Origin of the sequence: Pseudomonas fluorescens (assembly GCF_018614655.1) — a bacterium.
Taxonomy (GTDB): domain Bacteria; phylum Pseudomonadota; class Gammaproteobacteria; order Pseudomonadales; family Pseudomonadaceae; genus Aquipseudomonas; species Aquipseudomonas fluorescens_BX.
Genome location: NZ_JAGGOG010000014.1, coordinates 48,326 through 72,321 on the forward strand (window position 1 = coordinate 48,326; position 23,996 = coordinate 72,321).

Genomic DNA, 23,996 nt, shown 5'->3' on the forward strand with positions numbered 1-23,996 from the left:
CCCCTCAGGGCCGGTGTTTACTCAGTTGTTATACAGATCGATGATCGCGCTGACCGCCTGGGTCTTGATCTTCGAGGAGTCGTTACGCGCCTGCTCGATCTTGTTCAGGTAGGCCTCGTCGACATCCCCGGTCACGTACTTGCCATCGAACACGGCGCAGTCAAACTGCTCGATCTTGATCTTGCCGCCACCGACCGCTTCGATCAAGTCCGGCAGGTCCTGATAGATCAGCCAATCGGCGCCGATCAGGTCCGCAACGTCCTGGGTAGAACGATTGTGGGCGATCAGTTCGTGAGCGCTCGGCATGTCGATGCCGTAGACGTTCGGGTAACGCACCGCCGGCGCAGCAGAGCAGAAGTACACGTTCTTCGCCCCGGCTTCACGGGCCATCTGGATGATCTGCTTGCACGTGGTGCCACGCACGATGGAGTCATCCACCAGCATCACGTTCTTGCCGCGGAACTCCAGCTCGATGGCATTGAGCTTCTGGCGTACCGACTTCTTGCGGGCCGCCTGGCCCGGCATGATGAAGGTGCGGCCGATATAACGGTTCTTGACGAAGCCTTCGCGGAACTTGACGCCCAAATGGTTGGCCAGCTCCAGGGCTGCGGTGCGGCTGGTATCCGGAATCGGGATGACCACGTCGATATCGTGCTCAGGACGCTCGCGCAGGATCTTCTCGGCCAGCTTCTCGCCCATGCGCAGGCGCGCCTTGTACACCGAAACGCCGTCGATGATCGAATCCGGACGCGCCAGGTAGACGTGTTCGAAGATGCACGGAGTGAGTGTCGGGTTAAGGGCACACTGACGGGTGTGCAGCTTGCCGTCTTCAGTGATGTACACCGCTTCGCCCGGCGCCAGGTCACGGATCAGGGTGAAGCCCAGTACGTCCAGGGAAACGCTTTCGGAGGCGATCATGTATTCAACGCCTTCGTCGGTGTGACGCTGGCCGAAAACGATCGGACGAATACCATGCGGGTCGCGGAAGCCGACGATACCGTAGCCGGTGATCATCGCCACGACGGCATAACCACCGACGCAACGGTTATGAACATCAGTGACCGCGGCGAACACGTCTTCTTCGGTAGGCTGCAACTTGCCGCGCTGGGCCAGTTCGTGAGCGAACACGTTCAGCAGGACTTCGGAGTCCGAGTTGGTGTTGACGTGGCGCAGGTCAGATTCGTAAATCTCCTTGGCCAGTTGCTCAACATTGGTCAGGTTGCCGTTATGCGCCAAGGTGATGCCGTATGGCGAGTTGACATAAAACGGCTGAGCTTCGGCCGAGGTCGAGCTGCCTGCCGTCGGGTAGCGCACATGGCCAATACCCATATGACCGACCAGGCGTTGCATGTGACGCTGATGGAACACGTCACGCACCAGGCCATTGTCCTTGCGCAGGAATAACCGGCCGTCGTGGCTGGTCACAATACCGGCAGCATCCTGGCCGCGGTGCTGGAGCACGGTTAGCGCGTCATACAGCGCCTGATTGACGTTCGACTTACCGACGATACCGACGATGCCACACATGCGACGCAACCCCTACTTAATGAATCTTGACTGAACACAACTTACTGCGGCGTTTTGGCCGGCAAGAGGTGCTCCTTGAACGGAAGATCAGCGGGTACGCTGATTCCGCTGGCCAGCCACTGACTGCTCCACCCCAATATGAGGTTCTTGGACCAATCTGCAACCAATAGAAATTTTGGCACGAGACTCGACTCTTGCCACCACGAATCCTGCTGTACCGGCCCCAGGCTCAATAGCCCGACCGCCACGACCACCAGCAACGCACCACGTGCGGCGCCGAAGGCCATGCCGAGAAATCGATCGGTCCCGGAGAGGCCGGTGACGCGTATCAATTCGCCGATAAGATAATTGACCATTGCTCCCACCAGCAGCGTGGCGATGAACATGATGGCGCAGCCCGCGATGACGCGAGCCGAAGGTGTTTCGATGTACCCGGCGAGGTAAACAGCCAATGAGCCACCGAACATCCAGGCTACGACTCCTGCGACGATCCAAGTCAGCAACGATAGAGCTTCTTTAACGAAGCCGCGGCTTAGACTGATCAAAGCGGAGATGGCGACGATTGCAACGATCGCCCAGTCAACCCAGGTAAATGGCACAGTGCAGCCTACAGACGGATAAGGCGGCGCATTTTAGCAGAGCGCTGGGCTATCGGTAAGCTGCGATTAGCAGTGCATTTGAAATCAATGGGATAGCAGAAAAGAATAAGGCGGGAAGGTGACCCTTCCCGCCTCGTTTTCAACCCTTCTCCGGCTGAAACCGCACGACAAACCCCTTGAGGTTCTGCTGGCGGCCCAGCAGGTCCCGCAAGCGGTCAGCCTCGGCCCGCTCGATCAGCGGCCCGACAAATACCCGGTTCTTGCCATCGGCACTACGGATATAGGCGTTGTAACCCTGGCTGCGCAGGGTCTTCTGCAGGCTTTCGGCGCTTTCACGATTGGCCAGGCTGGCAAGCTGGACCGACCAACTGATCGGCAAGCCATTGGGATCAATACGACTCTGCCCGACATCCGGCTTGCCAGGTGCCGCCGGCTGCGGAGCCACCGGCTTGGGCGCAGGCGCCGGCGCCGCAGGTTTGGCCGCGACCGCAGGGGCCGCAGGAGCTGGCTTCACCACCGGAACGCTCGGCTGCACCGGCATTGACGGCACTTGCTGCTCGGCCAGCTCTTCGTCAGTAGGTACAGGCTCCTGAGGCAGTGCTTGCGGCTCGGGAACTACCACCGGCTCAACCTGAACCTGAGGCACCACAGGCGCCTGAGGCGCAGCCGGCGCCTCGACAGCTACCTGGCGCTGCTCGTCCTGACGAGAAAACAGCATAGGCAGGAAAATCACGGCCAATGCCACCAGAACCAGGGCTCCGACCATTCGCTGCTTGTACGCGCTATCCAGTAATGCCATGTGCAGCTTCCTCCGTGGAGCGCCGGGCCAACCATTCAAGCGCCTCGGCAACACAATAAAATGATCCGAACAACAGAATCTCATCCTCGGGCGTCGCAACCGCGCACTGAGCCTCAAGCGCTTCGGTCACGCTTGCATAGGACGCCACCTGGGCACCAAGGTTCTGCAATGCAGCCTGCAACTCGGCGGCCGGACGACTGCGAGGTGTATCCAGCGGTGCAACGGCCCAGGCTTGAACGTTGTCCAGCAACGGCGCAACAACACCGTCCAGGTCCTTGTCCGACAACAGCCCGAACACCGCCAAGCGACGACCGGCAGTCGGCGTACGCAGCAGGCGCTGGGCCAGATACTCGGCAGCATGAGGGTTATGCCCCACATCCAGCATCAGGTTAAGGCGCTTGCCATTCCACTGGAACGCACGCCGATCCAGACGCCCGACCACACGGGTACCCTGCAAGGTAGCGGCAATCTGCTCGGCATTCCAGGGTAAATCCAGCAACAGGTAGGCTTGCAGCGCGAGCGCGGCGTTTTCCATCGGCAGGTTGAGCAGCGGCAAGTCGCGCAGTTCAACCGTCTGACCACGAGCGTCAAGCCCGCGCCATTGCCAATGCCGGTCGCCAATCTCGAGATTGAAATCACGACCGCGCAGGAAGAATGGGCAGCCCAATTCCAACACTTTGTCCAGCAAGGTATGCGGCGGGTCGAGGTCGCCGCACAGCGCAGGCTTGCCCTGACGGAAGATCCCGGCCTTTTCATAGGCCACAGACTCACGTGTATCGCCAAGATAGTCCGCGTGATCGACACCAATACTGGTGACCAGCGCCAGGTCGGCATCCACCACGTTGACCGTATCCAGACGCCCGCCGAGACCGACTTCGAGCACCACCACGTCCAACTGTGCACGCTCGAACAGCCAGAGCGCCGCCAGCGTGCCCATTTCAAAGTAGGTCAGGGAGATCTCGCCACGCCCGGCATCGAGCGCGGCGAAGGCTTCGCAGAGCTGCTCATCAGTGGCTTCGACACCATTGAGTTGCACACGCTCGTTGTAGCGCAGCAAATGCGGCGAATTATAGACGCCGACTTTCAACCCCTGAGCTTGCAGCAATGCCGCAACAAAGGCGCAGGTAGAGCCCTTGCCGTTAGTGCCAGTGACCGTGATCACCCGCGGCGCCGGCCGACCCAACCCAAGGCGGGCCGCTACCTGTTGCGAGCGCTCCAGGCCCATGTCGATAGCGGACGGATGCAACTGCTCAAGGTAGGCGAGCCACTCACCCAGGGTACGTTGGGTCATAGGTTTGCAGGCACCGGAGGCACGACGATCAGCTCGACAGGGGCAGGCACGTATTCAGGCGTCGGCAGGCCCATCATTTGCGCCAGCAGGTTGCCCAGGCGTGGACGCAGCTCGGAACGGGCGATGATCATGTCGATCGCGCCATGTTCCAGGAGGAATTCGCTGCGCTGGAAACCTTCCGGCAGTTTTTCGCGGACGGTTTGCTCGATCACGCGCGGGCCGGCGAAGCCGATCAGGGCCTTGGGCTCACCGACGATCACGTCACCCAGCATCGCCAGGCTGGCGGAAACACCACCGTAGACCGGGTCAGTCAATACGGAGATGAACGGGATACCTTCTTCACGCAGACGCGCCAATACCGCCGAGGTCTTGGCCATTTGCATCAGGGAAATCAGGGCTTCCTGCATCCGCGCACCGCCGGAAGCGGCGAAGCAGATCATCGGGCAACGGTTTTCCAGGGCATAGTTGGCGGCACGCACGAAGCGCTCACCCACGATGGCACCCATGGAACCACCCATGAAGGAGAACTCGAACGCAGACACCACGACAGGCATGCCCAACAGCTTGCCGCTGACGGAAATCAACGCGTCCTTTTCACCGGTCTGCTTCTGCGCAGCGGTCAGGCGGTCCTTGTACTTCTTGCCGTCGCGGAACTTCAGGCGGTCGACCGGTTCCAGGTCGGCACCCAATTCGGCACGGCCATCGGCATCGAGGAAGATATCAATGCGGGCGCGCGCGCCAATACGCATGTGGTGGTTGCACTTGGGGCAAACGTCCAGGGTCTTTTCCAGTTCCGGACGGTACAGCACCGCGTCGCAAGACGGGCACTTGTGCCAAAGACCTTCAGGGACCGAGCTTTTTTTCACCTCGGAACGCATGATCGAGGGGATCAGTTTGTCTACTAACCAGTTGCTCATGCTTTCTTTCTCCAGTACCGGTGGCTTGAACACAGCCCCGCGTATGCCCTTGAGCTAAATTCATATGTGGCGATGACAAATCCAGGCGGGGTCAGACGTTCGACCGGCCATTTCCTGCATCTGTCCTCAGCTTTCCAGACAACCTGCCAGCGCAGCGTTGCCACTTCATTTCCGGACCTCCCGCAGGCGGCGCCGGGCTGTTTTACACAGTGGTAGTTATGGACGGCGGCAAATTGCCCGCCGTCACATCGAGCCACTGCTGTTACGAACCGCCTGCAGGAATGCACGAATCTTCGTGTGATCCTTGATGCCCTTGCTCTGCTCTACCCCACCACTGACGTCCACGGCATAAGGCCTGACGCGGGCAATCGCCTGCGCGACGTTATCGGGAGACAGACCGCCGGCAAGGATGATCGGCTTGCTCAACCCTTCGGGAATCAAGGACCAGTCGAATGCCTCGCCCGTACCACCGGGAACCCCTTCCACATAGGTATCCAGCAGAATCCCGCTGGCCCCGGCGAATGCCGCGCAACCGGCCGCAATATCATCACCTGCCTTGACCCGCAGCGCCTTGATATAAGGCCGGTGATACCCCTCACACTCGTCCGGCGTCTCGTCACCATGGAACTGCAGCATATCCAACTGCACGGCATCGAGGGTTTCATTGAGTTCGCAGCGACTGGCGTTGACGAATAGCCCCACGGTAGTCACAAACGGCGGCAAGGCGGCAATGATCGCCCGCGCCTGCTGCACATTCACCGCCCGCGGGCTTTTGGCGTAAAACACAAAACCGATGGCATCCGCCCCCGCCTCGACCGCCGCCAACGCGTCTTCTATGCGGGTAATCCCACAAATCTTGCTGCGAACGGCTGGCATATCGTTGGAACCTCAGGGGTTATCCGAGAAAGTCCCGGATGGTAACAAATGCTTTTCCGGGCGTCAGCCGCCAAGTTCGCTGAACCCTGTGAGGAAGTGCGGCCCGATGAACCGTTGCGGCAGTTCGAACTCGTCCCGGTACTCTACATCCACCAGATACAAGCCGAACGGGTGCGCGGTCACCCCGCCGGTGCGACGCACCCGGCTCTCCAACACTTCCTTGGCCCATTCCACCGGGCGCTCACCGGTACCAATGGTCATCAGCACGCCGGCAATATTGCGCACCATATGGTGCAGGAACGCCCCGGCGCGAATATCCAGCACGATCATCTTGCCGTGACGGGTCACGCGCAGGTGATGGACCTCCTTGATCGGCGACTTGGCTTGGCACTGCCCGGCTCGAAACGCGCTGAAATCATGGATCCCCACCAGATGCTGGGCCGCTTCAGCCATGCGCTCGGCGTCCAGCGGACGGTGGTTCCAGGTGATTTCTTCGTTCAAGTGGGCCGGACGAATCTGATCGTTGTAGATCACATAGCGGTAGCGCCGGGCAATGGCCTTGAACCGCGCGTGAAAGTCTGCCGGCATGACCTTGGCCCAACTGACGCTGACATCGTGGGGCAAATTGATGTTGGCGCCCATGACCCAGGCCTTCATCGAACGCTCGGCCTGGGTATCAAAGTGCACCACTTGCCCACAGGCATGCACACCGGCGTCGGTACGCCCGGCACACATCAGTGAAACCGGCGAGTCGGCGACTTTCGACAGGGCCTTCTCGAGGGTTTCCTGCACCGTCGGTACACCAGACGCCTGGCGCTGCCAGCCGCGATAGCGCGAACCTTTGTATTCCACGCCCAGCGCGATTCTGAAAAAACCTGCGGCCGCCATTTCGGCGGCCGCGTTATCTATATTTGCCAAGAGCTGAGAGCCTGATGAGTTGCGCAAAGGCGGCCATTATAAGGCGACGTGAGCTGGATGCCATGTGCGGGGTACTTTTCTTCGCCCCCGGAAAACAAAACGGCAGCCCGAAGGCTAATGCCGGTCAGTTAAGTGAATATTGACCACTGTAGGAGCAAGCTTGCTCGCGAAGAACGCACAGGCAGCGCGCTTACCCTGGATACGCGCGTTATCGTTGACGACCTTCGCGAGCAAGCTCGCTCCTACAATGAATCACTTTCGCTTAACTGATCGGCATTAGCCCGAAGGCTGCCGTTTTTAGTGCAATTGATACGATCAAGCCAACCGGCTGAGCATTTCCCGGGCTTCACTCTTTTGACCGGCATCCCCTTCGCTGAGCACCTCTCCCAGGATATCCCGGGCACCGTCAGCATCCCCCATATCGATATAGGCCTGGGCCAGATCCAGTTTGGTAGCCACTTCGTCGGTGCCGGAGAGGAAATCGAAATCCGGTTCATCGTGCCCCACCGCCGCGTCTTCGGCCGTGAATGTCGGCTCGATCGGTGGATGCTCAAGGCTCTGGGACAAACGATCCAACTCGGCGTTAACGTCGTCAAGCTCCGAGGAGAACGCGTTCGGCTTGGGCGCCTCTGGCGCATCCGGCTCATCGGCCAGGGACAGGTCGAAGTCTTCCGGCAAGTCCAGGTCATCCAGCGCAGCGGGGGCCAGGGTTGGCGGTTCCACAGGCGGCAGGTCCTTCATTTGTTCTTCGAGACCCGACAGAAAATCGTCATCGGCCTGAGAGGACGGAGAGTCCGGCTGCAGGTCCAGGTCAAAATCCAACAAGTCTTCCTCGCTGGCCTTGGCCCCGGTCTTTCGCTGCAAGACCGACTCAACATTCAGGTCATCCGACTCAGGCTTAACAACCGCTGGAGAAGCGGCTTCAAGATCGTCCAGGCTGAGGTCGAAATCCGTGTCAAACGCATCCGTCTCAGGCGCTGCGACAGGTGGAGCAGGTTCATCCTTGAGCAAATCCTTGACGTATTGGGCATCCAGCGCCGCCGCCGCGACGGCAGCGCTGACCCCGGCGGCCAGTACGGCCATAGCCGGAAAACGGCTTTTCAGTTGCTCGACCTGCGCGTGATTTTCACCATTGGCGACCAGTTGCCGCTCTTGGGTGACGAACCCGCCCTTGTCATCCTGCAGGCCGTAGACCTCCATCAACTTGAGGCGCAGATCGCTGCGCGCGGGCTCTTGCTTGAGGGCTTCGTCCAGAACTTCAGCCGCCTGATTCAGGTGGCCACGATCGATATGGGACTGGGCTTGCGCCAGGGCATCGGCCGGACGCTCGGCGGCGAGCGGCGCCACCACCGGCTCGATCACGGGAGCAATGACCGGCGTCACGACTGGAGCTGGAGCTGGAGCCAGCTTGACGTTCGGCGGCGGGACTTCAAGACCTTCAAAACTGTCGGATGGCAGATCATGCTCAGCGCTCGGGGAGAACGCGGGCTCTTCGGCCAGCGCTCGCGCCATGCGCAGGTGCTTTTCCTGTTCCAGGCGGGCGTTGCGATGACGGGCCCACAGCAGCAGGAGCAACAGCACCAGCAAACCGGCCGCACCACCGACCACTCCCAGCACGATGGGGTTGGTCAGCAGGTCGTTGAACTTGCCTTCAGTCGTCGGTGCTGCATCAGCCTTGATCGGGGTTTCAGTTGGCGCAGCGGCCGGGGTTGCCTCGGCGGCAGGCGCAGCGCCCGGTGTTGCCGGTTGCGCAGCCAATTCAGCCGGCATCGTGGCAACAGGCTGCGCCGCGACGCCGCCTTCACCTTGCAACTTGGCCAATTGATTGTTCTTGAGCTCGATCAGCCGCTGCAGCTTGTCCAACTGACTTTGCAGGTCAGCCATGCGGCTTTTCAGTTCTTCATTCTCGCGACGGGTCGAATCCAAGCTTTCCTGAGTGACCGCCAGCTTGTTATTCAAGGCCTTGCTGTCACCAGCGGCGCCTTTCACCCCAGCCTTGGCGGCCTCGGCCGACACCAGGCTCAAGTTGTCCTGGGCATGGGTTTGGGACGGTGCATTGCCTGCCTGAGTGCGCTTGGTGGCATCCAGTTGCGATTTCCCCGCCACCGGGTTGCCGCTACGGCGTCCCTGGCGCCAGGCCGTATTCTGCGCGGTCACTTCGGCAATCGCCTGGGATTGCGGCAGGCTGGTGCTCTGTACCGAGTCCGGCAGACGCAGGACCTGGCCGGTCTTCAGTCGGTTGATATTACCGTCGATAAACGCATCAGGGTTCAGCGCCTGGATGGCCAGCATGGTTTGCTGGACCGATGCGCCATTGCGGTTTTTTGCGGCGATTTCCCACAGCGTGTCGTGGGACGTCGTGGTGTGTTCGGAAGACTTGCTGACGGCGGGGGTGGAAGCGGAAGCCGCAGGCGCACTCAGTCGCGGTGCAGGAGCATCAGGTGCCGAGGGGGCTTGCTCAAACTTGGCCGGATCAAGCAGCACGCTGTAGTCGCGCATCAACCGACCGTTAGGCCATTGCACCTGCAGCAGGAAGCGTACGTAGGAGTCAGGCAACGGCTTGCTGGAGGTGACACGCACCACGCTGCGACCGTTGGGGTTGAGCACCGGGGTAAAGGTCAGCTCATCGAGAAAAGCCTGGCGATCAACACCGGCATCCACAAAGGCCTGGGAGGAAGCCAGGCTGGGAACGATCTCGGAAGCGCTCAGGCCGCCGACATCCAGCAACTCGATCTCCACCGACAACGGCTGGTTCAGCTTCGACTTGAGGGTCATCTCCCCAAGCTGCAGCGCTTGCGCCATACCGGAGGACAGCGCCGAGGCGGCCGCTATTGCTAACACCAGTTTGCGAACTTGAACCATAGCCTCATCCTTAGTTTGAACACTCCCCGCCCGGCGAGAAGGTTGGATACCGCTGCCATAAGGCATGGCACGCCGATCGATCACCGGCGCGCAATTTTTTCTGCACAGGGCCAAGCATAGCGCCTGGCTAGAATCAATCTACAAATTGACGCCAAGTATCTTTTACACAAGGTCTTTTATCAACAACTGCGCCAATTGCACGGCGTTGAGCGCGGCACCTTTGCGTACGTTATCTGACGCCAGCCACAGATTTAGTTCCGCAGGATCATCAACACCTGCACGAACCCGCCCCACATACACCACGTCCTGGCCGACCGCATCGCCCACGGCGGTAGGGTAATCGCCCGCCTCCACCAACTCGACACCCGCAGCCGCCTCCAACGCCTGATTGACCGCCTCCAGATTGACCGCCGCCCCCAGTTGCAACGACACACTCAAGCTATCGCCGAAAAACACCGGGGCTTGAACGCACGTGACGGAAATTTTCAATAAAGGCATATCCAGAACCGCGCGCAACTCGTGCACCAAGCGTTTTTCCAGGGCCGTATGCCCCTGGGCGTCCGGGGTACCCACCTGAGCCAACAGGTTGAACGCCATCTGCCGGTCAAAGAACTTGGGCTCCAGCGGGCGCACATTCAACAGCTCGGCGGTTTGCCGGGCCAGCTCGCTCACCGCCTCGCGCCCCTGGGCCGAAACGGCCAGGTTGGCGGTAACACTGACACGCTGGATATCCAGCAAGCCGCGCAACGGTGCCAGCACCACCGCCAAGGCAGTGGCCGATGGGCTGGGACTGCCCACTTGTACCGGCTTCTTCAGGGTGCTCAATACATGAGGGTTGGCTTCCGGCACCACCTGTGGCGCCTGATCGGCCGGCAACGCGCCAGACAGGTCGATCACCCCACAGCCGGCAGCCGTGGCCCGCGGGGCGAAACTCAAGGTAACGGCCGGGCCGGCAGCGAAGAACGCCCATTGCACCTTGCTGAAATCAAACTCATCGACTTCCCGCACCCGCACATTCTTGCCGCGAAACGGCACTGAATGCCCGGCCGACTCACTGCTGGCCAGCAAATGAAGCGTGCCTACCGGGAAGTCCAGCTCTTCGAGCACCTGCACCAGGGTTTCGCCAACCGTGCCGGTGGCGCCGATCACGGCAATATCAAAGGTCTGGGTCATCGGGGATACCTCGGGTGATACGGGGGGAGCGGCACTTTACCGGGTGGGTGCAGGTGAGGCAATTGGCCTGGGCCTTGCGGTGCAACTGATGACCCCTTCGCGAGCAAGCCCGCTCCCACATTCGACCGAGTCCTACCGTTGGAACGCGGTCGAATGTGGGAGCGGGCTTGCTCGCGAAGAGGCCCGAAAGGACAATAAAAAACCCGCGCCTGTCACCAGAACGCGGGTTTCTTCAAGGCCTTACACAATCAACGCTCCAGCAGAATCCGCAGCATGCGGCGCAGCGGTTCGGCCGCGCCCCACAACAACTGATCGCCAACCGTGAACGCGCCCAGATATTGGGTGCCCATGTTCAGCTTGCGCAGGCGGCCAACCGGTACATTCAGGGTGCCGGTGACCTTGGTCGGGCTCAGCTCCTGCATGCTGATGTCGCGGTTGTTCGGCACCAGCTTGACCCACGGGTTGTGCTGGCTGATCAGCCCTTCGATATCGGCAATCGGCACGTCTTTGTTGAGCTTGATGGTCAGCGCTTGGCTGTGGCAACGCATGGCGCCGATGCGCACGCAGATGCCATCCACCGGGATCGGGCTCTTGAAGCGACCGAGGATCTTGTTGGTCTCGGCCTGGGCCTTCCACTCTTCACGGCTCTGGCCGTTCGGCAATTCTTTGTCGATCCATGGGATCAGGCTACCGGCCAATGGCACACCGAAGTTCTCGGTTGGGTAGGCCTCGCTGCGCATGGCTTCGGCAACACGGCGGTCGATGTCGAGAATCGCGCTGGCCGGGTCGGCCAGTTGATCGGCGACAGCGGCGTGGGTGGCGCCCATCTGCTTGATCAGTTCACGCATATTCTGCGCGCCGGCACCGGAGGCCGCCTGATACGTCATGGCGCTCATCCACTCCACCAGGCCGGCTTCGAACAGACCACCCAAGCCCATCAGCATCAGGCTGACGGTGCAGTTGCCGCCGATGTAGTTCTTGGTCCCGGCGTCGAGCTGCTGGTCAATGACCTTGCGGTTCACCGGGTCGAGGACGATAACCGCGTCATCCTGCATGCGCAGGCTGGAAGCGGCGTCGATCCAGTAACCCTGCCAGCCGGCTTCGCGCAGCTTGGGGAAGACTTCGCTGGTGTAGTCGCCACCCTGGCAAGTCAGGATCACGTCGAGGGTTTTCAGTTCTTCAATGCTGTAGGCGTCCTTGAGCGGAGCAATATCCTTGCCCACAGACGGCCCTTGGCCACCCACATTCGAAGTGGTGAAAAACACCGGCTCAATAAGATCGAAATCCTGCTCTTCCAGCATCCGCTGCATGAGCACGGAACCGACCATACCGCGCCAACCGATCAGACCTACACGTTTCATCGCAACTACACCTTGTTAAAAAGTGGGCCGCCTTGCAGCAACAACTGCAAGCGGGCCCGAGAGATTACAGATTCCGCAACGCGGCGACTACTGCGTCGCCCATTTCTTGCGTGCCAACCTTGGTGCAACCCTGCGACCAGATGTCGCCGGTGCGCAGGCCCTGGTCGAGGACCAGGCTCACCGCCTGCTCAATCGCGTCCGCCGCGTCGGTCAGGTTGAAGCTGTAACGCAGCATCATCGACACCGACAAAATGGTCGCCAGCGGGTTGGCAATGCCCTGCCCTGCGATGTCCGGCGCCGAACCGTGGCACGGCTCGTACATGCCCTTGTTGTTGGCATCCAGGGACGCCGACGGCAGCATGCCGATGGAACCGGTGAGCATCGACGCCTGGTCGGACAGGATGTCGCCGAACAGGTTGTCAGTGACGATCACGTCGAATTGCTTGGGCGCACGCACCAGTTGCATGGCAGCGTTGTCGACGTACATGTGGCTCAGCTCGACGTCCGGGTAGTCCTGGGCCACTTGTTCGACGATTTCACGCCACAATTGGCTGGAGGCCAGCACGTTGGCCTTGTCCACCGAGCAGACTTTCTTGCCGCGCACACGGGCCATATCGAAACCGACCCGGGCGATACGGCGGATTTCACTTTCGCTGTACGGCAGGGTGTCGTAGGCCTGGCGTTCGCCATTCTCCAACTCACGCACGCCCCGTGGCGAGCCGAAGTAGATACCGCCGGTCAGTTCACGGACGATCAGGATGTCCAGGCCAGCCACGATTTCCGGCTTGAGGCTGGAAGCATCGGCCAATTGCGGGTACAGGATCGCCGGACGCAGGTTGCCGAACAGGCCCAGTTGCGCACGAATCTTCAGCAGGCCGCGCTCAGGGCGGATGTCACGTTCGATCTTGTCCCACTTCGGGCCACCTACGGCGCCCAGCAGCACTGCGTCGGCAGCGCGGGCGCGGTCCAGGGTTTCGTCAGCCAAAGGCACGCCGTGTTTGTCGATGGCGGCACCGCCGATCACGTCGTGGCTCAATTCGAAGCCCAGGCTGTACTTGGTGTTGGCCAATTCCAGGACCTTGACCGCTTCGGCCATGATTTCCGGACCAATGCCGTCGCCTGGAAGAATCAGAATCTGCTTGCTCATGCTTTCCTCATTTCATCGGGCGACCCGCCCACAGGCAGGTCGGGAAAAATTATTAGCGCTCGGCCCACACCACCAGCACGTCAGTGCTGAAGGAGCCGTCTGCCTCAACTTCAAAATAATCGCGGACTTCCTGACCCATGGCCTGCTGCAATGCCAGGATCGCCGCGCGCAACACTGGCGGAGTGCGCATGCGCTCAACCCACGAGGTGTACTCCAGACGCAGACGCTGGCGACTGCTGTTGCGCACATGCAAACCGGCTTCGCTGATCTGGCGCATCCACTCGCCGGCGGAATAATCACGCACATGGCTGGTGTCGCGCAGTACCTCGACGGTTTGCAGGTAAGTGTCCAACAGCGGGCTGCCCGGTGACAAGACGTCCACAAACGCCGCCACACCGCCCGGCTTGAGCACTCGGCGCACTTCACGCAGGGCCAGGCCGAGGTCGCTCCAGTGGTGGGCCGAATAACGGCTGAACACGAAGTCGAACTCGCCATCGGCGAACGGCAGGCGCTCGGCGGCACCCAGCACCGTGCTGACGTTACTCAGGCCGCGATCTACCGCAGCGGCGGTCACGACATCCAACATCTGCTGCGACAGGTCGTAGGCCACCACTTCCGTCACCAGCCGCGCGACGTGGAAGCTGACATGACCGGCACCGCACCCCAAATCCAGCAGTCGTGCAGCGCCCTGCCCGGCCAGTTCGGCCTGTAGCAGCGCGAATTCGGTGCCTTGAGCGTGGACAGCGCTGCTCAGGTAGGCCGAGGCCTGTTCGCCGAATTGTTTTTGCACGACTTGGGTGTGGGCGGTGCTGGTCATGGAAGTTTCCTCAATGGACCTTGTGGTGTTTGTTCTGGCCTCATCGGGAGCAAGCCCCCTCCCACATTTGAATGTATTCACAAATCAAAATGTGGGAGGGGGCTTGCTCCCGATGGCGGCGGTCCTGCCTACATCAAATCAGGAGTCACGAAACAACCACGGCTGACTCGCCCGGTGCTTGGTTTCAAATGCGGCAATCGCGTCGCCGTCCTGCAAGGTCAGGCCGATATCGTCCAGCCCATTGATCAGGCAGTGCTTGCGGAAGGCGTCCACTTCAAAGTGGTACACCTTGCCGTCTGGACGGGTCACGGTCTGCGCTTCGAGGTCGACTGTCAGCTCGTAGCCCGGGTTGGCTTCTACTTGCTGGAACAGTTCATCGACTTCGGCATCGCTCAAGATGATCGGCAGCAAGCCGTTCTTGAAGCTGTTGTTGAAGAAGATGTCGGCGTAGCTCGGCGCGATGATGCTGCGAAAGCCATATTCTTCCAGAGCCCACGGCGCGTGCTCACGGCTGGAACCGCAGCCGAAGTTTTCCCGGGCCAGCAACACGCTGGCACCCTGGTAACGTTCGGCGTTGAGCACGAAATCCTTGTTCAACGGACGCTTGGAGTTGTCCTGATACGCATAGCCCACGTCCAGGTAGCGCCATTCGTCGAACAGGTTGGGGCCAAAGCCCGTGCGCTTGATCGACTTGAGGAACTGCTTGGGAATGATCTGATCGGTGTCGACGTTGGCACGGTCCAACGGCGCGACCAAACCGGTGTGTTGGGTAAAAGCTCTCATCGGGTATTCCTCAGATCAATTCGCGAACGTCGATGAAACGACCGTTGACGGCAGCCGCAGCAGCCATGGCCGGGCTCACCAGGTGGGTACGGCCACCGGCGCCCTGACGCCCTTCGAAGTTACGATTGGAAGTAGACGCGCAGTGCTCGCCCGACTCCAAACGGTCCGGGTTCATGGCCAGGCACATGGAGCAGCCCGGCTCACGCCATTCAAAACCGGCCTCGAGGAAGATCTTGTCCAGGCCTTCGGCCTCGGCTTGGGCTTTGACCAGGCCCGAACCTGGCACCACGATCGCTTGCTTGATGGTCGAGGCAACTTTGCGGCCTTTGGCGATTACCGCTGCAGCGCGCAGGTCTTCGATCCGCGAGTTGGTGCAGGAGCCGATAAACACGCGATCCAATTGAATGTCGGTGATCGCCTGATTAGCTTTCAAGCCCATGTATTTCAAGGCGCGCTCGATGGAGCCGCGCTTGACCAGGTCGGTTTCCTTGGCCGGGTCCGGCACGTTCTGATCAACGGCGAGGACCATTTCCGGCGAAGTGCCCCAACTGACCTGTGGCTTGATCTGGGTGGCGTCGAGCTTGACCACGGTGTCGAACACCGCGTCGGCATCGGACACCAGGTCTTTCCAGGCTTCGACCGCAGCGTCCCAATCGGCACCGCTCGGCGCGAACGGGCGGCCCTTGACGTAGGCAATGGTCTTTTCGTCCGCGGCTACCATGCCCACACGGGCACCGGCTTCGATGGACATGTTGCAGATGGTCATGCGGCCTTCGATGGACAGGTCGCGAATGGCGCTGCCGGCGAATTCGATGGCATGGCCGTTACCGCCGGCGGTACCGATCTTGCCGATCACGGCGAGGACGATGTCCTTGGCGGTCACGCCAAAAGGCAATTGCCCCTCGACCAATACCAGCATGTTTTTCATTTTCTTGGCGACGAGGCACTGGGTGGCAAACACATGCTCCACCTCGGAAGTACCAATGCCGTGAGCCAAGGCGCCGAACGCACCGTGGGTCGAGGTGTGGGAGTCACCGCAGACCACGGTCATGCCCGGCAAGGTCGCGCCCTGCTCCGGGCCGATCACGTGGACGATGCCCTGGCGCACGTCGTTCATCTTGAATTCGGTGATGCCATATTCGTCGCAGTAGTCGTCGAGGGTCTGCACCTGAAGGCGCGACACCGTGTCGACAATGGCGTCGATGCCACCTTTGCGCTCAGGCGTGGTCGGCACGTTATGGTCTGGAGTGGCGATGATCGAGTCGACACGCCAAGGCTTGCGCCCGGCCAGTCGCAGGCCTTCAAACGCTTGGGGCGAGGTCACTTCATGGATGATGTGACGGTCGATATAGATCAGCGACGACCCATCATCGCGCCGTTTCACTTCATGGGAATCCCAAAGCTTGTCGTAGAGCGTTTTGCCGGCCATCAGTCGGTCCTCATCAGCGTCTTTCTATGCCCTGGGCCTTGAACGATTCAATAACCCCTTGGCTTGTGAGGCTGATGCTATGGGGTTACATTAAATAACTCAAATTCATATTTTTCATGCTTTGGATAACTTACCGGAATACCACCATGGACCTGGCCAATCTCAACGCTTTTATTGCCATCGCCGAGACCGGCAGCTTCTCCGGGGCCGGCGAACGGCTGCACCTGACGCAACCGGCCATCAGCAAACGGATCGCCGGCCTGGAACAACAATTGAAGGTGCGGCTGTTCGATCGCCTGGGTCGTGAAGTGGGCCTGACCGAGGCTGGACGCGCCCTGCTGCCACGGGCCTATCAGATTCTCAACGTACTGGACGACACCCGCCGCGCCTTGACCAACCTCACAGGCGAAGTCAGCGGGCGCCTGACGCTAGCCACCAGCCATCACATCGGCCTGCACCGCCTACCGCCAGTGCTGCGCACCTTCACGCGGGAATACCCGAACGTCGCCCTGGACATTCAGTTTCTCGATTCAGAAGTGGCCTACGAAGAAATCCTCCATGGCCGTGCCGAAGTAGCCGTCATTACCCTGGCGCCCGAGCCCCACACGCTCGTTCGAGCAACGCCCGTGTGGGACGACCCACTGGATTTCGTGGTGGCGCCGGAACACAGCCTGATCAACAACGGCACGGTCAGCCTGGCCGATATCGCCCAGCATCCGGCGGTATTTCCAGGCGGCAACACCTTTACCCACCATATTGTGCAGCGTCTGTTCGAGGCCCAAGGCCTGACGCCCAATATCGCCATGAGTACCAACTACCTGGAAACCATCAAGATGATGGTCTCCATCGGCTTGGCCTGGAGCGTGCTGCCGCGCACCATGCTCGACGATCAAGTGGCACGCATTGCTTTACCGGGCATACAGCTCAGTCGCCAGCTAGGCTATATCGTGCACACCGAACGGACGCTGTCGAACGCTGCGCGGGCTTTCATGAGCCTATTGGATGCACAGGTCGATCCGGCAGGGGTGCCGGCCTGAAGCCGTGCGGCCATAAAGCCTGAAAACCGCGCCGAACGCCCATTGAGCCAAGGCCCTTTGACAATGCGCAACCCCGCTGACCACACCCCACCGCTGCCTCGCATTCATGCACTCGACCCGCAGGAAGCAGAGCAGAGTTGGGAAAGCGCCCCACAATTATTGGCCGCACTCAATGCGGCGCACCTGGGCGCCTGGTCCTGGGAAATCGACAGCGGGCAAATCAGTTGGTCACGGGGTACACAGGCACTGTTCGGTTTCGACCCCAAGCAACCACTGCCCAAGGACCTGGAATACCTCGACCTGCTGGCTGTCGAGGACCGCGCCAAGGTGATCCGAGCCTTTCATGCGGTGCTGGCGGGAGAACCCTTCGCACAGGCGATGCACCATCGCATTCAATGGCCCGATGGCAGCCTGCATTGGCTGGAAATCAACGGCAGCCTATTACCGGACAAGACCGGCCGCCGACGGATGATCGGGGTGATCCGCGAGATTACTCACCAGCGCGAACGGGAACAGGCCCTCAGCCACTCCGAAAAGCGCTTCGCCACGCTGTTTCACCTATGCCCGAATATGGTGCTGCTGACCCGTCAGGCCGATGGCCAGATCAGCGAAGCCAACCAGTATTTCGAAAGCCTGTTCGGCTGGCCGGTGGCCGATGCCATCGGCCGTAGCACCCTGGACCTGGGCCTGTGGGTACACCCGGAACAACGCACCTTGCTGGTCAATGCCACCCAGCGCAAGGGCGAGCCCATCAGCATGGAGGTGCAGTTCCGTGCCAGCAACGGGCAGATTCACGACGGCACCCTCAGTGCGCAAAAAATCGAGATGGACGGCGAGGCTTACCTGATCAGCACCTTTCTCGACACCACGGAACGCAAGAACGCCGAACAAGCCCTGAAGGACAGCCAGGAGCGCCTCGACCTGGCGCTCGACTCGGCGCAACTGGGCACCTGGGACTGGCACATCCCCAGCGGCCAGCTCTATGGCTCGGCACGAGCCGCCCAATTGCACGGGCTGGAACCTCAACCGTTTCATGAATCCTTCGAAGCCTTTTTTGAAGGCATGCCCAGTGACGAGCGTGAAAGCATGCGCCATGCCTATCGCACCCTGAGAGAGGGTCCGGCGGGCAATTATCAACTGACGTATCGAGTGCAACTGAAGGATGGCAGCTCCCGCTACCTGGAAAGCCGCGCCCGTCTCTATCGCGACGAGCAAGGCGCACCGCTGCGTATGGCTGGCACCTTGCTCGACATCACCGACCAGGTGGAGCGCGAACAACGCCTGAGCGCCTCAGAAGAAAAGTTTGCGAGCCTGTTCCAGGCCAGCCCCGATCCGATCTGCGTGACGCGCCTGGAAACCGGCCAGTTCATCGAGATCAACCCGGCCTTCACCCTGACCTTCGGCTGGACCGCCGCCGAGGTCATCAACAGCAATGCTGAACAGCTTGGTCTGTGGAATGAGTCCAGCTCGCGCCTGCAACGCATCGAGCAGGTTATTCGTGACCAGGCGCTGAGCAACGTGGCAATCACGGTCCGTCACAAGAACGGCCAGAGCCTGACCTGCGTGATTTCCAGCCGTCTGATCAAGGTTGGCGACCATCCCTGCGTCGTCACTACCTTGCGCGATATCACCCAGCAGCAGCGCTCGGAGGCCGCACTCAAGGCCAGCGAAGAGAAGTTCGCCAAGGCCTTCCATTCCAGCCCGGATGCGGTGTCCATCACCGAGCGCGATACCGGGCGCTACCTGGAGGTCAACGACGGTTTCTGCCGCTTGACCGGCTATCGCGCGGAAGAAGCCATTGGCCTGACGCTGTACCAGATTGGCATCTGGGCCGACGAAAACCAGCGCGCGGCGCTGCTGGCCGAATTGCAGATCAAGGGCCGCATTCATCACCTGGAAATGCTCTGGCACAACAAGCGCGGGGAGGTGATGGCCGTCGAGGTGTCAGTCGAACCGATCACCCTCAATGAAATCCCGTGCCTGCTGCTGAACGCCCGGGATGTCAGCCTGTTGAAAAACGCTCAGGCACAAATACGCCACCTGGCCTACCACGACTCACTGACTAACCTGCCCAACCGCGCATTGCTGATGGACCGCCTGAGTCAGCAGATCGCCCTGCTCAAGCGCCATAACCTGCGGGGCGCCCTGCTGTTTCTCGACCTTGATCACTTCAAGCACATCAACGACTCCCTGGGCCACCCGGTAGGCGACACGGTGCTGAAAATCGTCACCGCCCGGCTGGAAGCCAGTGTGCGCATGGAAGACACCGTGGCGCGCCTTGGGGGCGATGAGTTTGTGGTGTTGCTCAGCGGCCTGGAGGGCTCGCGGGCGGAGGTCAGCCATCAGGTTCAGGCATTGGCCGACACCTTGCGTGAGCTGTTGTCAGAACCCATGTCCCTTGATGGCCATCGCTTACAAGTCACGCCAAGCATTGGCGTAGCGCTGATCCCCGATCACGGCTCTACACCGACTGACTTGCTCAAGCGCGCCGACATTGCTCTGTACCGGGCCAAAGACGCCGGGCGCAACACCACCCAGATGTTCCATAACAGCATGCAGAAAACCGCCAGTGAACGATTGCGCATGGAGACCGACCTGCGCCTGGCCTTGTCACGCGGCGAATTCAGCGTGCATTACCAACCGCAAGTGGACGCGCGAGGCAATCGTATCGTCGGCGCCGAGGCCCTGGTGCGTTGGCAGCATCCGCAACTGGGTGCGCAGTCGCCGACCGAATTTATCAAGGTACTGGAGGACAGCGGGCTGATTCTGGAAGTAGGCACCTGGATTCTCGACGAGGCCTGCGCAGCGTTCGCGCAGCTGATTGCCGAAGGTTTGGTGGACCCGCTGAATTTCAGTCTGTGCGTCAATATCAGCCCCCGACAGTTTCGCCAGAATGATTTTGTCGAACGGGTGGAACGCAGCCTGCGGCGGTTCCAATTGCCATTCACGCTGCTGAAACTGGAAATCACCGAAGGCATCGTGATCCAGAACCTGGACGACACCATCAGCAAGATGCGTCGCCTGAAAAAACTCGGTGTGAGTTTTGCCATGGACGACTTTGGTACGGGTTACTCGTCACTCACCTACCTCAAGCGGCTGCCGGTGGATGCGCTGAAGATTGACCAGTCGTTTGTGCGCGATGCGACACATGATCCTAACGATGCCGAGATCATTCGGGCGATTGTGGCGATGGCTCGAAGCTTGAACCTTGAGGTAATTGCCGAGGGGGTGGAAACGCCCGAGCAGCTAGCGTTCCTGCAAGGGTTGGGCTGCCATTTGTATCAAGGGTATTTGCACAGCAGGCCGCTGCCCATGGAGGGGTTCAAGCAGCTATTGGAATGAGCCTGGTAATTAAGCAGCCACCCTGCCAGGCAGAGTGACTGTGAACGCGCGCATTCGATTGCGCCTGGCCGTCGATGTAGACCCGCAATTCCATTTGGTAATAACCCTAGCTCCTGTTCCTACGATTAGCCTGAGTCTCTTCTTAAAAGAGATCCCACGCTAGGATTTTACAAACCAGTCCTTAAACAAACTCAACCCCATCACAAACTTCTTAATGCTGCTTGCAACATAAGACAACGCGTCAATCGCCTGCCCAATAAATCTTCCAAGCTCTGCCATAATTCCAGTTGGCTCCGCTGGCACCGGCACAGGTGTTGCAGGTATTGGTACTGATACCGGTGGCGCTATCACGAAGTGAGCAGGAAAACTAGCAGAGGCTTTATCCACCTCGTGTCTAAAGCTGGAGTTTTTTTCCGCGCAGCAATCCTCCCTCATTTTTTGTTCACTGTATTTTTCAACACCCGCAAAAAAGCCACTCGACCGATAAAAATCTATCAAGATAAATCTCCCAACTAGCTATTATTCAGAATGAAAGCTGCATATTAACTATGCGACTCAGGCTTATCAGATAATCACCAACCAAACCACATACGAAATATAAAATCATATCAACAAGGCAGAGATATCCCTCTAACAAAAACCTACGAAAGTCACTGACCTATTCGACAATGTTCACTTTAAAAAAGGCCCGTTATTGTATGAGGCTGATACGGCTTGCGACCTCGCTTGCCATAGTCTTCTTCAACCCCTTCAATTACCGCCACCGAGTGCCCACGCCGCTCTACCGTACCAATCATGCCATTGAGCAGATCCGACAAGGGAACGGGTTTGATATGATTCTTCAACCCCAGCCGCAGCAAGCCTTCACGGGAGTACTCACCATCATTCAGGGTCTTTATCGCCTGATTGAAGCTGCGCGCCGCGGTTCTATCGTTATTCTCCATTTGCGCTCGCTTGGCGCTTGCTGCAAACAGAAAGTGGGCATCCTTGAGCATTTCCTGATCTCGCCCCATGAATTGCGACCCTCTAATTGCCATTTGCAATTCTGCATCGCTGAATTTAACTTCAACTCCATCCCTCATTACCACTTCATACCCGCCACCTGTTGTCTTTACCTCTTTAAATATATCTGAGGGTTTCTGACCAAATTTCATCATGGCTGCCTTGATTGCAGACACAGTGACACAGTTACCATCCGGCCCTTGCCGGAAGCCACCCCATATATCATTTGGTTTCTTACCGGGGGAATGTCCAGGAGAAATTGGAGATGGTCTAATAGGGGATGGACGGACAGGAAACGGCGTAACCGTTGCGGGAGCAACAGGGGTAGGTGCAGCTGGAAAGACAGGTTTCGCAGGTGGCGAGAACAACGTTCGAAAAAGATTTATCGCCATACTGACCATACTAAAGATGGCTTGAATAGCCTCAGCCATTTCTTTCAAGCTATTATTGGTAGTGGTACTCCCGGACGTGCCAACAGAAGCCCCGCCATACGCTATTTTCGGCCCTGCTTGTAATTTTTTAATTTGCGTAGAAGCGGCTGTCCTCTCAACTCCTTCATTTCGACACAGCCCATTCATAACAACATCGTTTAACACACTTGAAACATGCATAAACTTCTCCTGAACAATCATTTTAAAAACATCAAGCAACTTAAAAACAGTAAAGCGCTGATTAGAAATCAGGCGCCATCTACTTGTACTTAATGTTCTTCGTCAGTGGCCAGTCGAGTCAGCAGGTTCCAGCACCACAAGTAACCACAAGCTGCAAAACCTCAAAAATGACGATGTCGCCATAGGCTTAATCTGGTGCCATGTGAGATTTTTCCGATCAATTCAACCCGCACAACCAGCCGAAACCCCGCGTCCTTGCACGCCTGCATCATCCCGGGGCGGCATGAGCGCAGGCAAATCACCTGGCGAAAACCGTATGGGCCTCTTGTCATTTCTTGCCGTACTTGATCAAGCAGAAATGCGCCTTTCAGGTCTACCAACACCTAAAAGACGCCCACAAAAAAGGGCGCCAATGGCGCCCTTCCGAACTACTCGAACGTGATGCGTGAGGACTCAATGTTACAAAGCCGACTCTCGCAGCGCTCCCCGTCCAGCGAAGGGCCGCTGATGCATTTCAAGAGATTTTTTCAGAACGCTTTCAAGCCGCTTCGGGATGCGGCATACCGAGCAATCGGCTGACCTGCTGCAGATCAGTTTCCCTACGCAGAGCGGTAAACAACTCCACCGCTTGCGGGTAGTTGCGCGTCAGCATCGCCAGCCACTGCTTCAAACGGCCTGGGGCCTGACGCTCCGTCAACTGCGCGACCGATTGCGTCCAGAACTCCTGGAGCATCGGCTGCATCTGCGCCCAGGTCATCTCCACCACTTCTTCGCCCGCACGGGCCGCCGCAATCTGCCGGGCCAGGTCGGGGCGAGCCACCAGGCCACGACCGAGCATGATGTCTTCGACACCGCTGATTTCCCGGCAACGCCGCCAATCCTCGACACTCCAGATATCACCGTTGGCGAACACCGGCACCTTGACCACGTCCTGCACCCGCGGGATCCACTCCCAATGGGCCGGCGGTTTATAGCCATCGGTCTTGGTCCGAGCATGAACCACAATATGTGCGGCGCCGCCTTCAGCCAACGCCGTGGCGCAGACCAGTGCACCGTCCGGGCTGTCGAAGCCCAGGCGCATTTTGGCGGTAACCGGGATATGCGCCGGCACCGCACGGCGAACGTGTTCGACGATCTGGTTGAGCAACTCCGGCTCCTTGAGCAGCACCGCACCGCCTCGGGATTTGTTGACGGTCTTGGCCGGGCAGCCGAAGTTCAGGTCGATGACCTCGCTGCCCAGTTCGCAGGCCAGCGCAGCGTTTTCCGCCAGGCATACCGGATCGGAGCCCAGCAATTGCACACGCAGCGGCACGCCAGCAGCGGTTTTGGCACCGTGCAGCAATTCCGGAGCGAGCTTGTGGAAGTAAGCAGGCGTCAGCAGACGGTCGTTGACCCGGATGAACTCGGTCACGCACCAATCAATACCGCCCACCTGGGTCAGCACGTCCCGCAGGATGTTGTCGACCAACCCCTCCATGGGCGCCAAAGCAATTTGCATGGAAAAC

The 23,996-nt window shown here is 59.5% G+C and carries 19 protein-coding genes; 2 read left to right on the top strand and 17 right to left on the bottom strand.

What is annotated here, in order from left to right; genetic code table 11:
- Positions 1–21: 21 nt before the first annotated feature.
- The 14 genes from purF to leuC form a co-directional block, all read right to left on the bottom strand.
- Positions 22–1,527, bottom strand: coding sequence for an amidophosphoribosyltransferase (gene purF / locus J7E41_RS14140; RefSeq protein WP_169355443.1), 1,506 nt, complete (start codon positions 1,525–1,527; stop codon positions 22–24).
- Between the two features lie 41 nt (positions 1,528–1,568).
- A complete protein-coding gene (locus J7E41_RS14145; RefSeq protein ID WP_169355444.1) occupies positions 1,569–2,126 on the bottom strand; it encodes a CvpA family protein in 558 nt (185 codons plus the stop codon).
- 139 nt (positions 2,127–2,265) lie between these two features.
- Complete coding sequence (locus J7E41_RS14150) at positions 2,266–2,925, bottom strand: SPOR domain-containing protein (RefSeq protein WP_214993736.1); 660 nt, start codon at positions 2,923–2,925, stop codon at positions 2,266–2,268.
- The gene (folC, locus tag J7E41_RS14155; RefSeq protein ID WP_214993738.1) at positions 2,909–4,216 is read right to left on the bottom strand and encodes a bifunctional tetrahydrofolate synthase/dihydrofolate synthase; all 1,308 of its coding nucleotides are present in this window, start codon (positions 4,214–4,216) and stop codon (positions 2,909–2,911) included. Before folC ends, J7E41_RS14150 begins: the two co-directional genes overlap by 17 nt.
- Entirely contained in the window at positions 4,213–5,133 is a 921-nt protein-coding gene (gene accD, locus J7E41_RS14160) for an acetyl-CoA carboxylase, carboxyltransferase subunit beta (RefSeq protein ID WP_214993740.1), read from the bottom strand. The genes folC and accD overlap by 4 nt, the downstream gene beginning before the upstream one ends.
- 243 nt (positions 5,134–5,376) lie before the next feature.
- Positions 5,377–6,009 carry a phosphoribosylanthranilate isomerase gene (locus tag J7E41_RS14165; protein ID WP_214993742.1) on the bottom strand — a complete coding sequence of 211 codons (633 nt, stop codon included), beginning with the start codon at positions 6,007–6,009 and terminating at the stop codon, positions 5,377–5,379.
- A gap of 63 nt (positions 6,010–6,072) precedes the next feature.
- Complete coding sequence (gene truA, locus J7E41_RS14170) at positions 6,073–6,897, bottom strand: tRNA pseudouridine(38-40) synthase TruA (RefSeq protein WP_214994189.1); 825 nt, start codon at positions 6,895–6,897, stop codon at positions 6,073–6,075.
- Between the two features lie 345 nt (positions 6,898–7,242).
- A complete protein-coding gene (locus J7E41_RS14175) occupies positions 7,243–9,789 on the bottom strand; it encodes a FimV/HubP family polar landmark protein (RefSeq protein WP_214993744.1) in 2,547 nt (848 codons plus the stop codon).
- Positions 9,790–9,951: 162 nt separating this feature from the next.
- Positions 9,952–10,962, bottom strand: a complete 1,011-nt coding sequence (locus J7E41_RS14180; protein ID WP_214993747.1) for an aspartate-semialdehyde dehydrogenase — start codon at positions 10,960–10,962, stop codon at positions 9,952–9,954.
- A gap of 248 nt (positions 10,963–11,210) precedes the next feature.
- Positions 11,211–12,323: an aspartate-semialdehyde dehydrogenase gene (gene asd, locus J7E41_RS14185; protein ID WP_169355451.1), complete on the bottom strand. Its 1,113-nt coding sequence runs from the start codon at positions 12,321–12,323 to the stop codon at positions 11,211–11,213.
- Positions 12,324–12,387: 64 nt separating this feature from the next.
- Entirely contained in the window at positions 12,388–13,470 is a 1,083-nt protein-coding gene (leuB, locus tag J7E41_RS14190) for a 3-isopropylmalate dehydrogenase (RefSeq protein ID WP_214993748.1), read from the bottom strand.
- Between the two features lie 52 nt (positions 13,471–13,522).
- Entirely contained in the window at positions 13,523–14,287 is a 765-nt protein-coding gene (locus tag J7E41_RS14195) for a class I SAM-dependent methyltransferase (protein ID WP_214993750.1), read from the bottom strand.
- Positions 14,288–14,425: 138 nt separating this feature from the next.
- Positions 14,426–15,070, bottom strand: a complete 645-nt coding sequence (gene leuD / locus J7E41_RS14200; RefSeq protein ID WP_214993752.1) for a 3-isopropylmalate dehydratase small subunit — start codon at positions 15,068–15,070, stop codon at positions 14,426–14,428.
- Between the two features lie 10 nt (positions 15,071–15,080).
- Entirely contained in the window at positions 15,081–16,499 is a 1,419-nt protein-coding gene (gene leuC, locus J7E41_RS14205) for a 3-isopropylmalate dehydratase large subunit (protein ID WP_214993754.1), read from the bottom strand.
- Positions 16,500–16,645: 146 nt separating this feature from the next.
- On the opposite strand from leuC, the gene J7E41_RS14210 reads away from it, so the two are divergent.
- Both J7E41_RS14210 and J7E41_RS14215 read left to right on the top strand, forming a co-directional pair.
- Positions 16,646–17,536 (top strand): LysR family transcriptional regulator, encoded by an 891-nt coding sequence (locus J7E41_RS14210; RefSeq protein WP_214993756.1) that lies wholly within the window; start codon positions 16,646–16,648, stop codon positions 17,534–17,536.
- A 63-nt stretch (positions 17,537–17,599) separates the two neighbouring features.
- On the top strand, positions 17,600–20,878 hold the full coding sequence (locus tag J7E41_RS14215) for a PAS domain S-box protein (RefSeq protein WP_214993758.1): 3,279 nt from the start codon (positions 17,600–17,602) through the stop codon (positions 20,876–20,878).
- 159 nt (positions 20,879–21,037) lie between these two features.
- On the opposite strand, the gene J7E41_RS14220 is transcribed toward J7E41_RS14215, so the two are convergent.
- The 3 genes from J7E41_RS14220 to J7E41_RS14230 all read right to left on the bottom strand — a co-directional run bounded on the left by J7E41_RS14220 (position 21,038) and on the right by J7E41_RS14230 (position 23,989).
- Positions 21,038–21,376, bottom strand: a complete 339-nt coding sequence (locus J7E41_RS14220; RefSeq protein WP_214993759.1) for a hypothetical protein — start codon at positions 21,374–21,376, stop codon at positions 21,038–21,040.
- A 179-nt stretch (positions 21,377–21,555) separates the two neighbouring features.
- Entirely contained in the window at positions 21,556–22,491 is a 936-nt protein-coding gene (locus tag J7E41_RS14225; RefSeq protein WP_214993760.1) for a hypothetical protein, read from the bottom strand.
- 538 nt (positions 22,492–23,029) lie between these two features.
- Complete coding sequence (locus J7E41_RS14230) at positions 23,030–23,989, bottom strand: tRNA dihydrouridine synthase (RefSeq protein ID WP_214993761.1); 960 nt, start codon at positions 23,987–23,989, stop codon at positions 23,030–23,032.
- Positions 23,990–23,996: the final 7 nt, after the last annotated feature.

What these genes read in the sequence shown, in the direction of transcription:
- J7E41_RS14180 (WP_214993747.1), bottom strand. Translation starts at nt 10,962, where the DNA reads ATGACCCAGACCTTTGATATTGCCGTGATCGGCGCCACCGGCACGGTT.
- J7E41_RS14175 (WP_214993744.1), bottom strand. Translation starts at nt 9,789, where the DNA reads ATGGTTCAAGTTCGCAAACTGGTGTTAGCAATAGCGGCCGCCTCGGCG.
- folC (WP_214993738.1), bottom strand. Translation starts at nt 4,216, where the DNA reads ATGACCCAACGTACCCTGGGTGAGTGGCTCGCCTACCTTGAGCAGTTG.
- J7E41_RS14195 (WP_214993750.1), bottom strand. Translation starts at nt 14,287, where the DNA reads ATGACCAGCACCGCCCACACCCAAGTCGTGCAAAAACAATTCGGCGAA.
- J7E41_RS14225 (WP_214993760.1), bottom strand. Translation starts at nt 22,491, where the DNA reads ATGCATGTTTCAAGTGTGTTAAACGATGTTGTTATGAATGGGCTGTGT.
- purF (WP_169355443.1), bottom strand. Translation starts at nt 1,527, where the DNA reads ATGTGTGGCATCGTCGGTATCGTCGGTAAGTCGAACGTCAATCAGGCG.
- leuC (WP_214993754.1), bottom strand. Translation starts at nt 16,499, where the DNA reads ATGGCCGGCAAAACGCTCTACGACAAGCTTTGGGATTCCCATGAAGTG.
- accD (WP_214993740.1), bottom strand. Translation starts at nt 5,133, where the DNA reads ATGAGCAACTGGTTAGTAGACAAACTGATCCCCTCGATCATGCGTTCC.
- asd (WP_169355451.1), bottom strand. Translation starts at nt 12,323, where the DNA reads ATGAAACGTGTAGGTCTGATCGGTTGGCGCGGTATGGTCGGTTCCGTG.
- leuB (WP_214993748.1), bottom strand. Translation starts at nt 13,470, where the DNA reads ATGAGCAAGCAGATTCTGATTCTTCCAGGCGACGGCATTGGTCCGGAA.
- leuD (WP_214993752.1), bottom strand. Translation starts at nt 15,070, where the DNA reads ATGAGAGCTTTTACCCAACACACCGGTTTGGTCGCGCCGTTGGACCGT.
- truA (WP_214994189.1), bottom strand. Translation starts at nt 6,897, where the DNA reads ATGGCGGCCGCAGGTTTTTTCAGAATCGCGCTGGGCGTGGAATACAAA.
- J7E41_RS14165 (WP_214993742.1), bottom strand. Translation starts at nt 6,009, where the DNA reads ATGCCAGCCGTTCGCAGCAAGATTTGTGGGATTACCCGCATAGAAGAC.
- J7E41_RS14215 (WP_214993758.1), top strand. Translation starts at nt 17,600, where the DNA reads ATGCGCAACCCCGCTGACCACACCCCACCGCTGCCTCGCATTCATGCA.
- J7E41_RS14210 (WP_214993756.1), top strand. Translation starts at nt 16,646, where the DNA reads ATGGACCTGGCCAATCTCAACGCTTTTATTGCCATCGCCGAGACCGGC.
- J7E41_RS14150 (WP_214993736.1), bottom strand. Translation starts at nt 2,925, where the DNA reads ATGGCATTACTGGATAGCGCGTACAAGCAGCGAATGGTCGGAGCCCTG.
- J7E41_RS14230 (WP_214993761.1), bottom strand. Translation starts at nt 23,989, where the DNA reads ATGCAAATTGCTTTGGCGCCCATGGAGGGGTTGGTCGACAACATCCTG.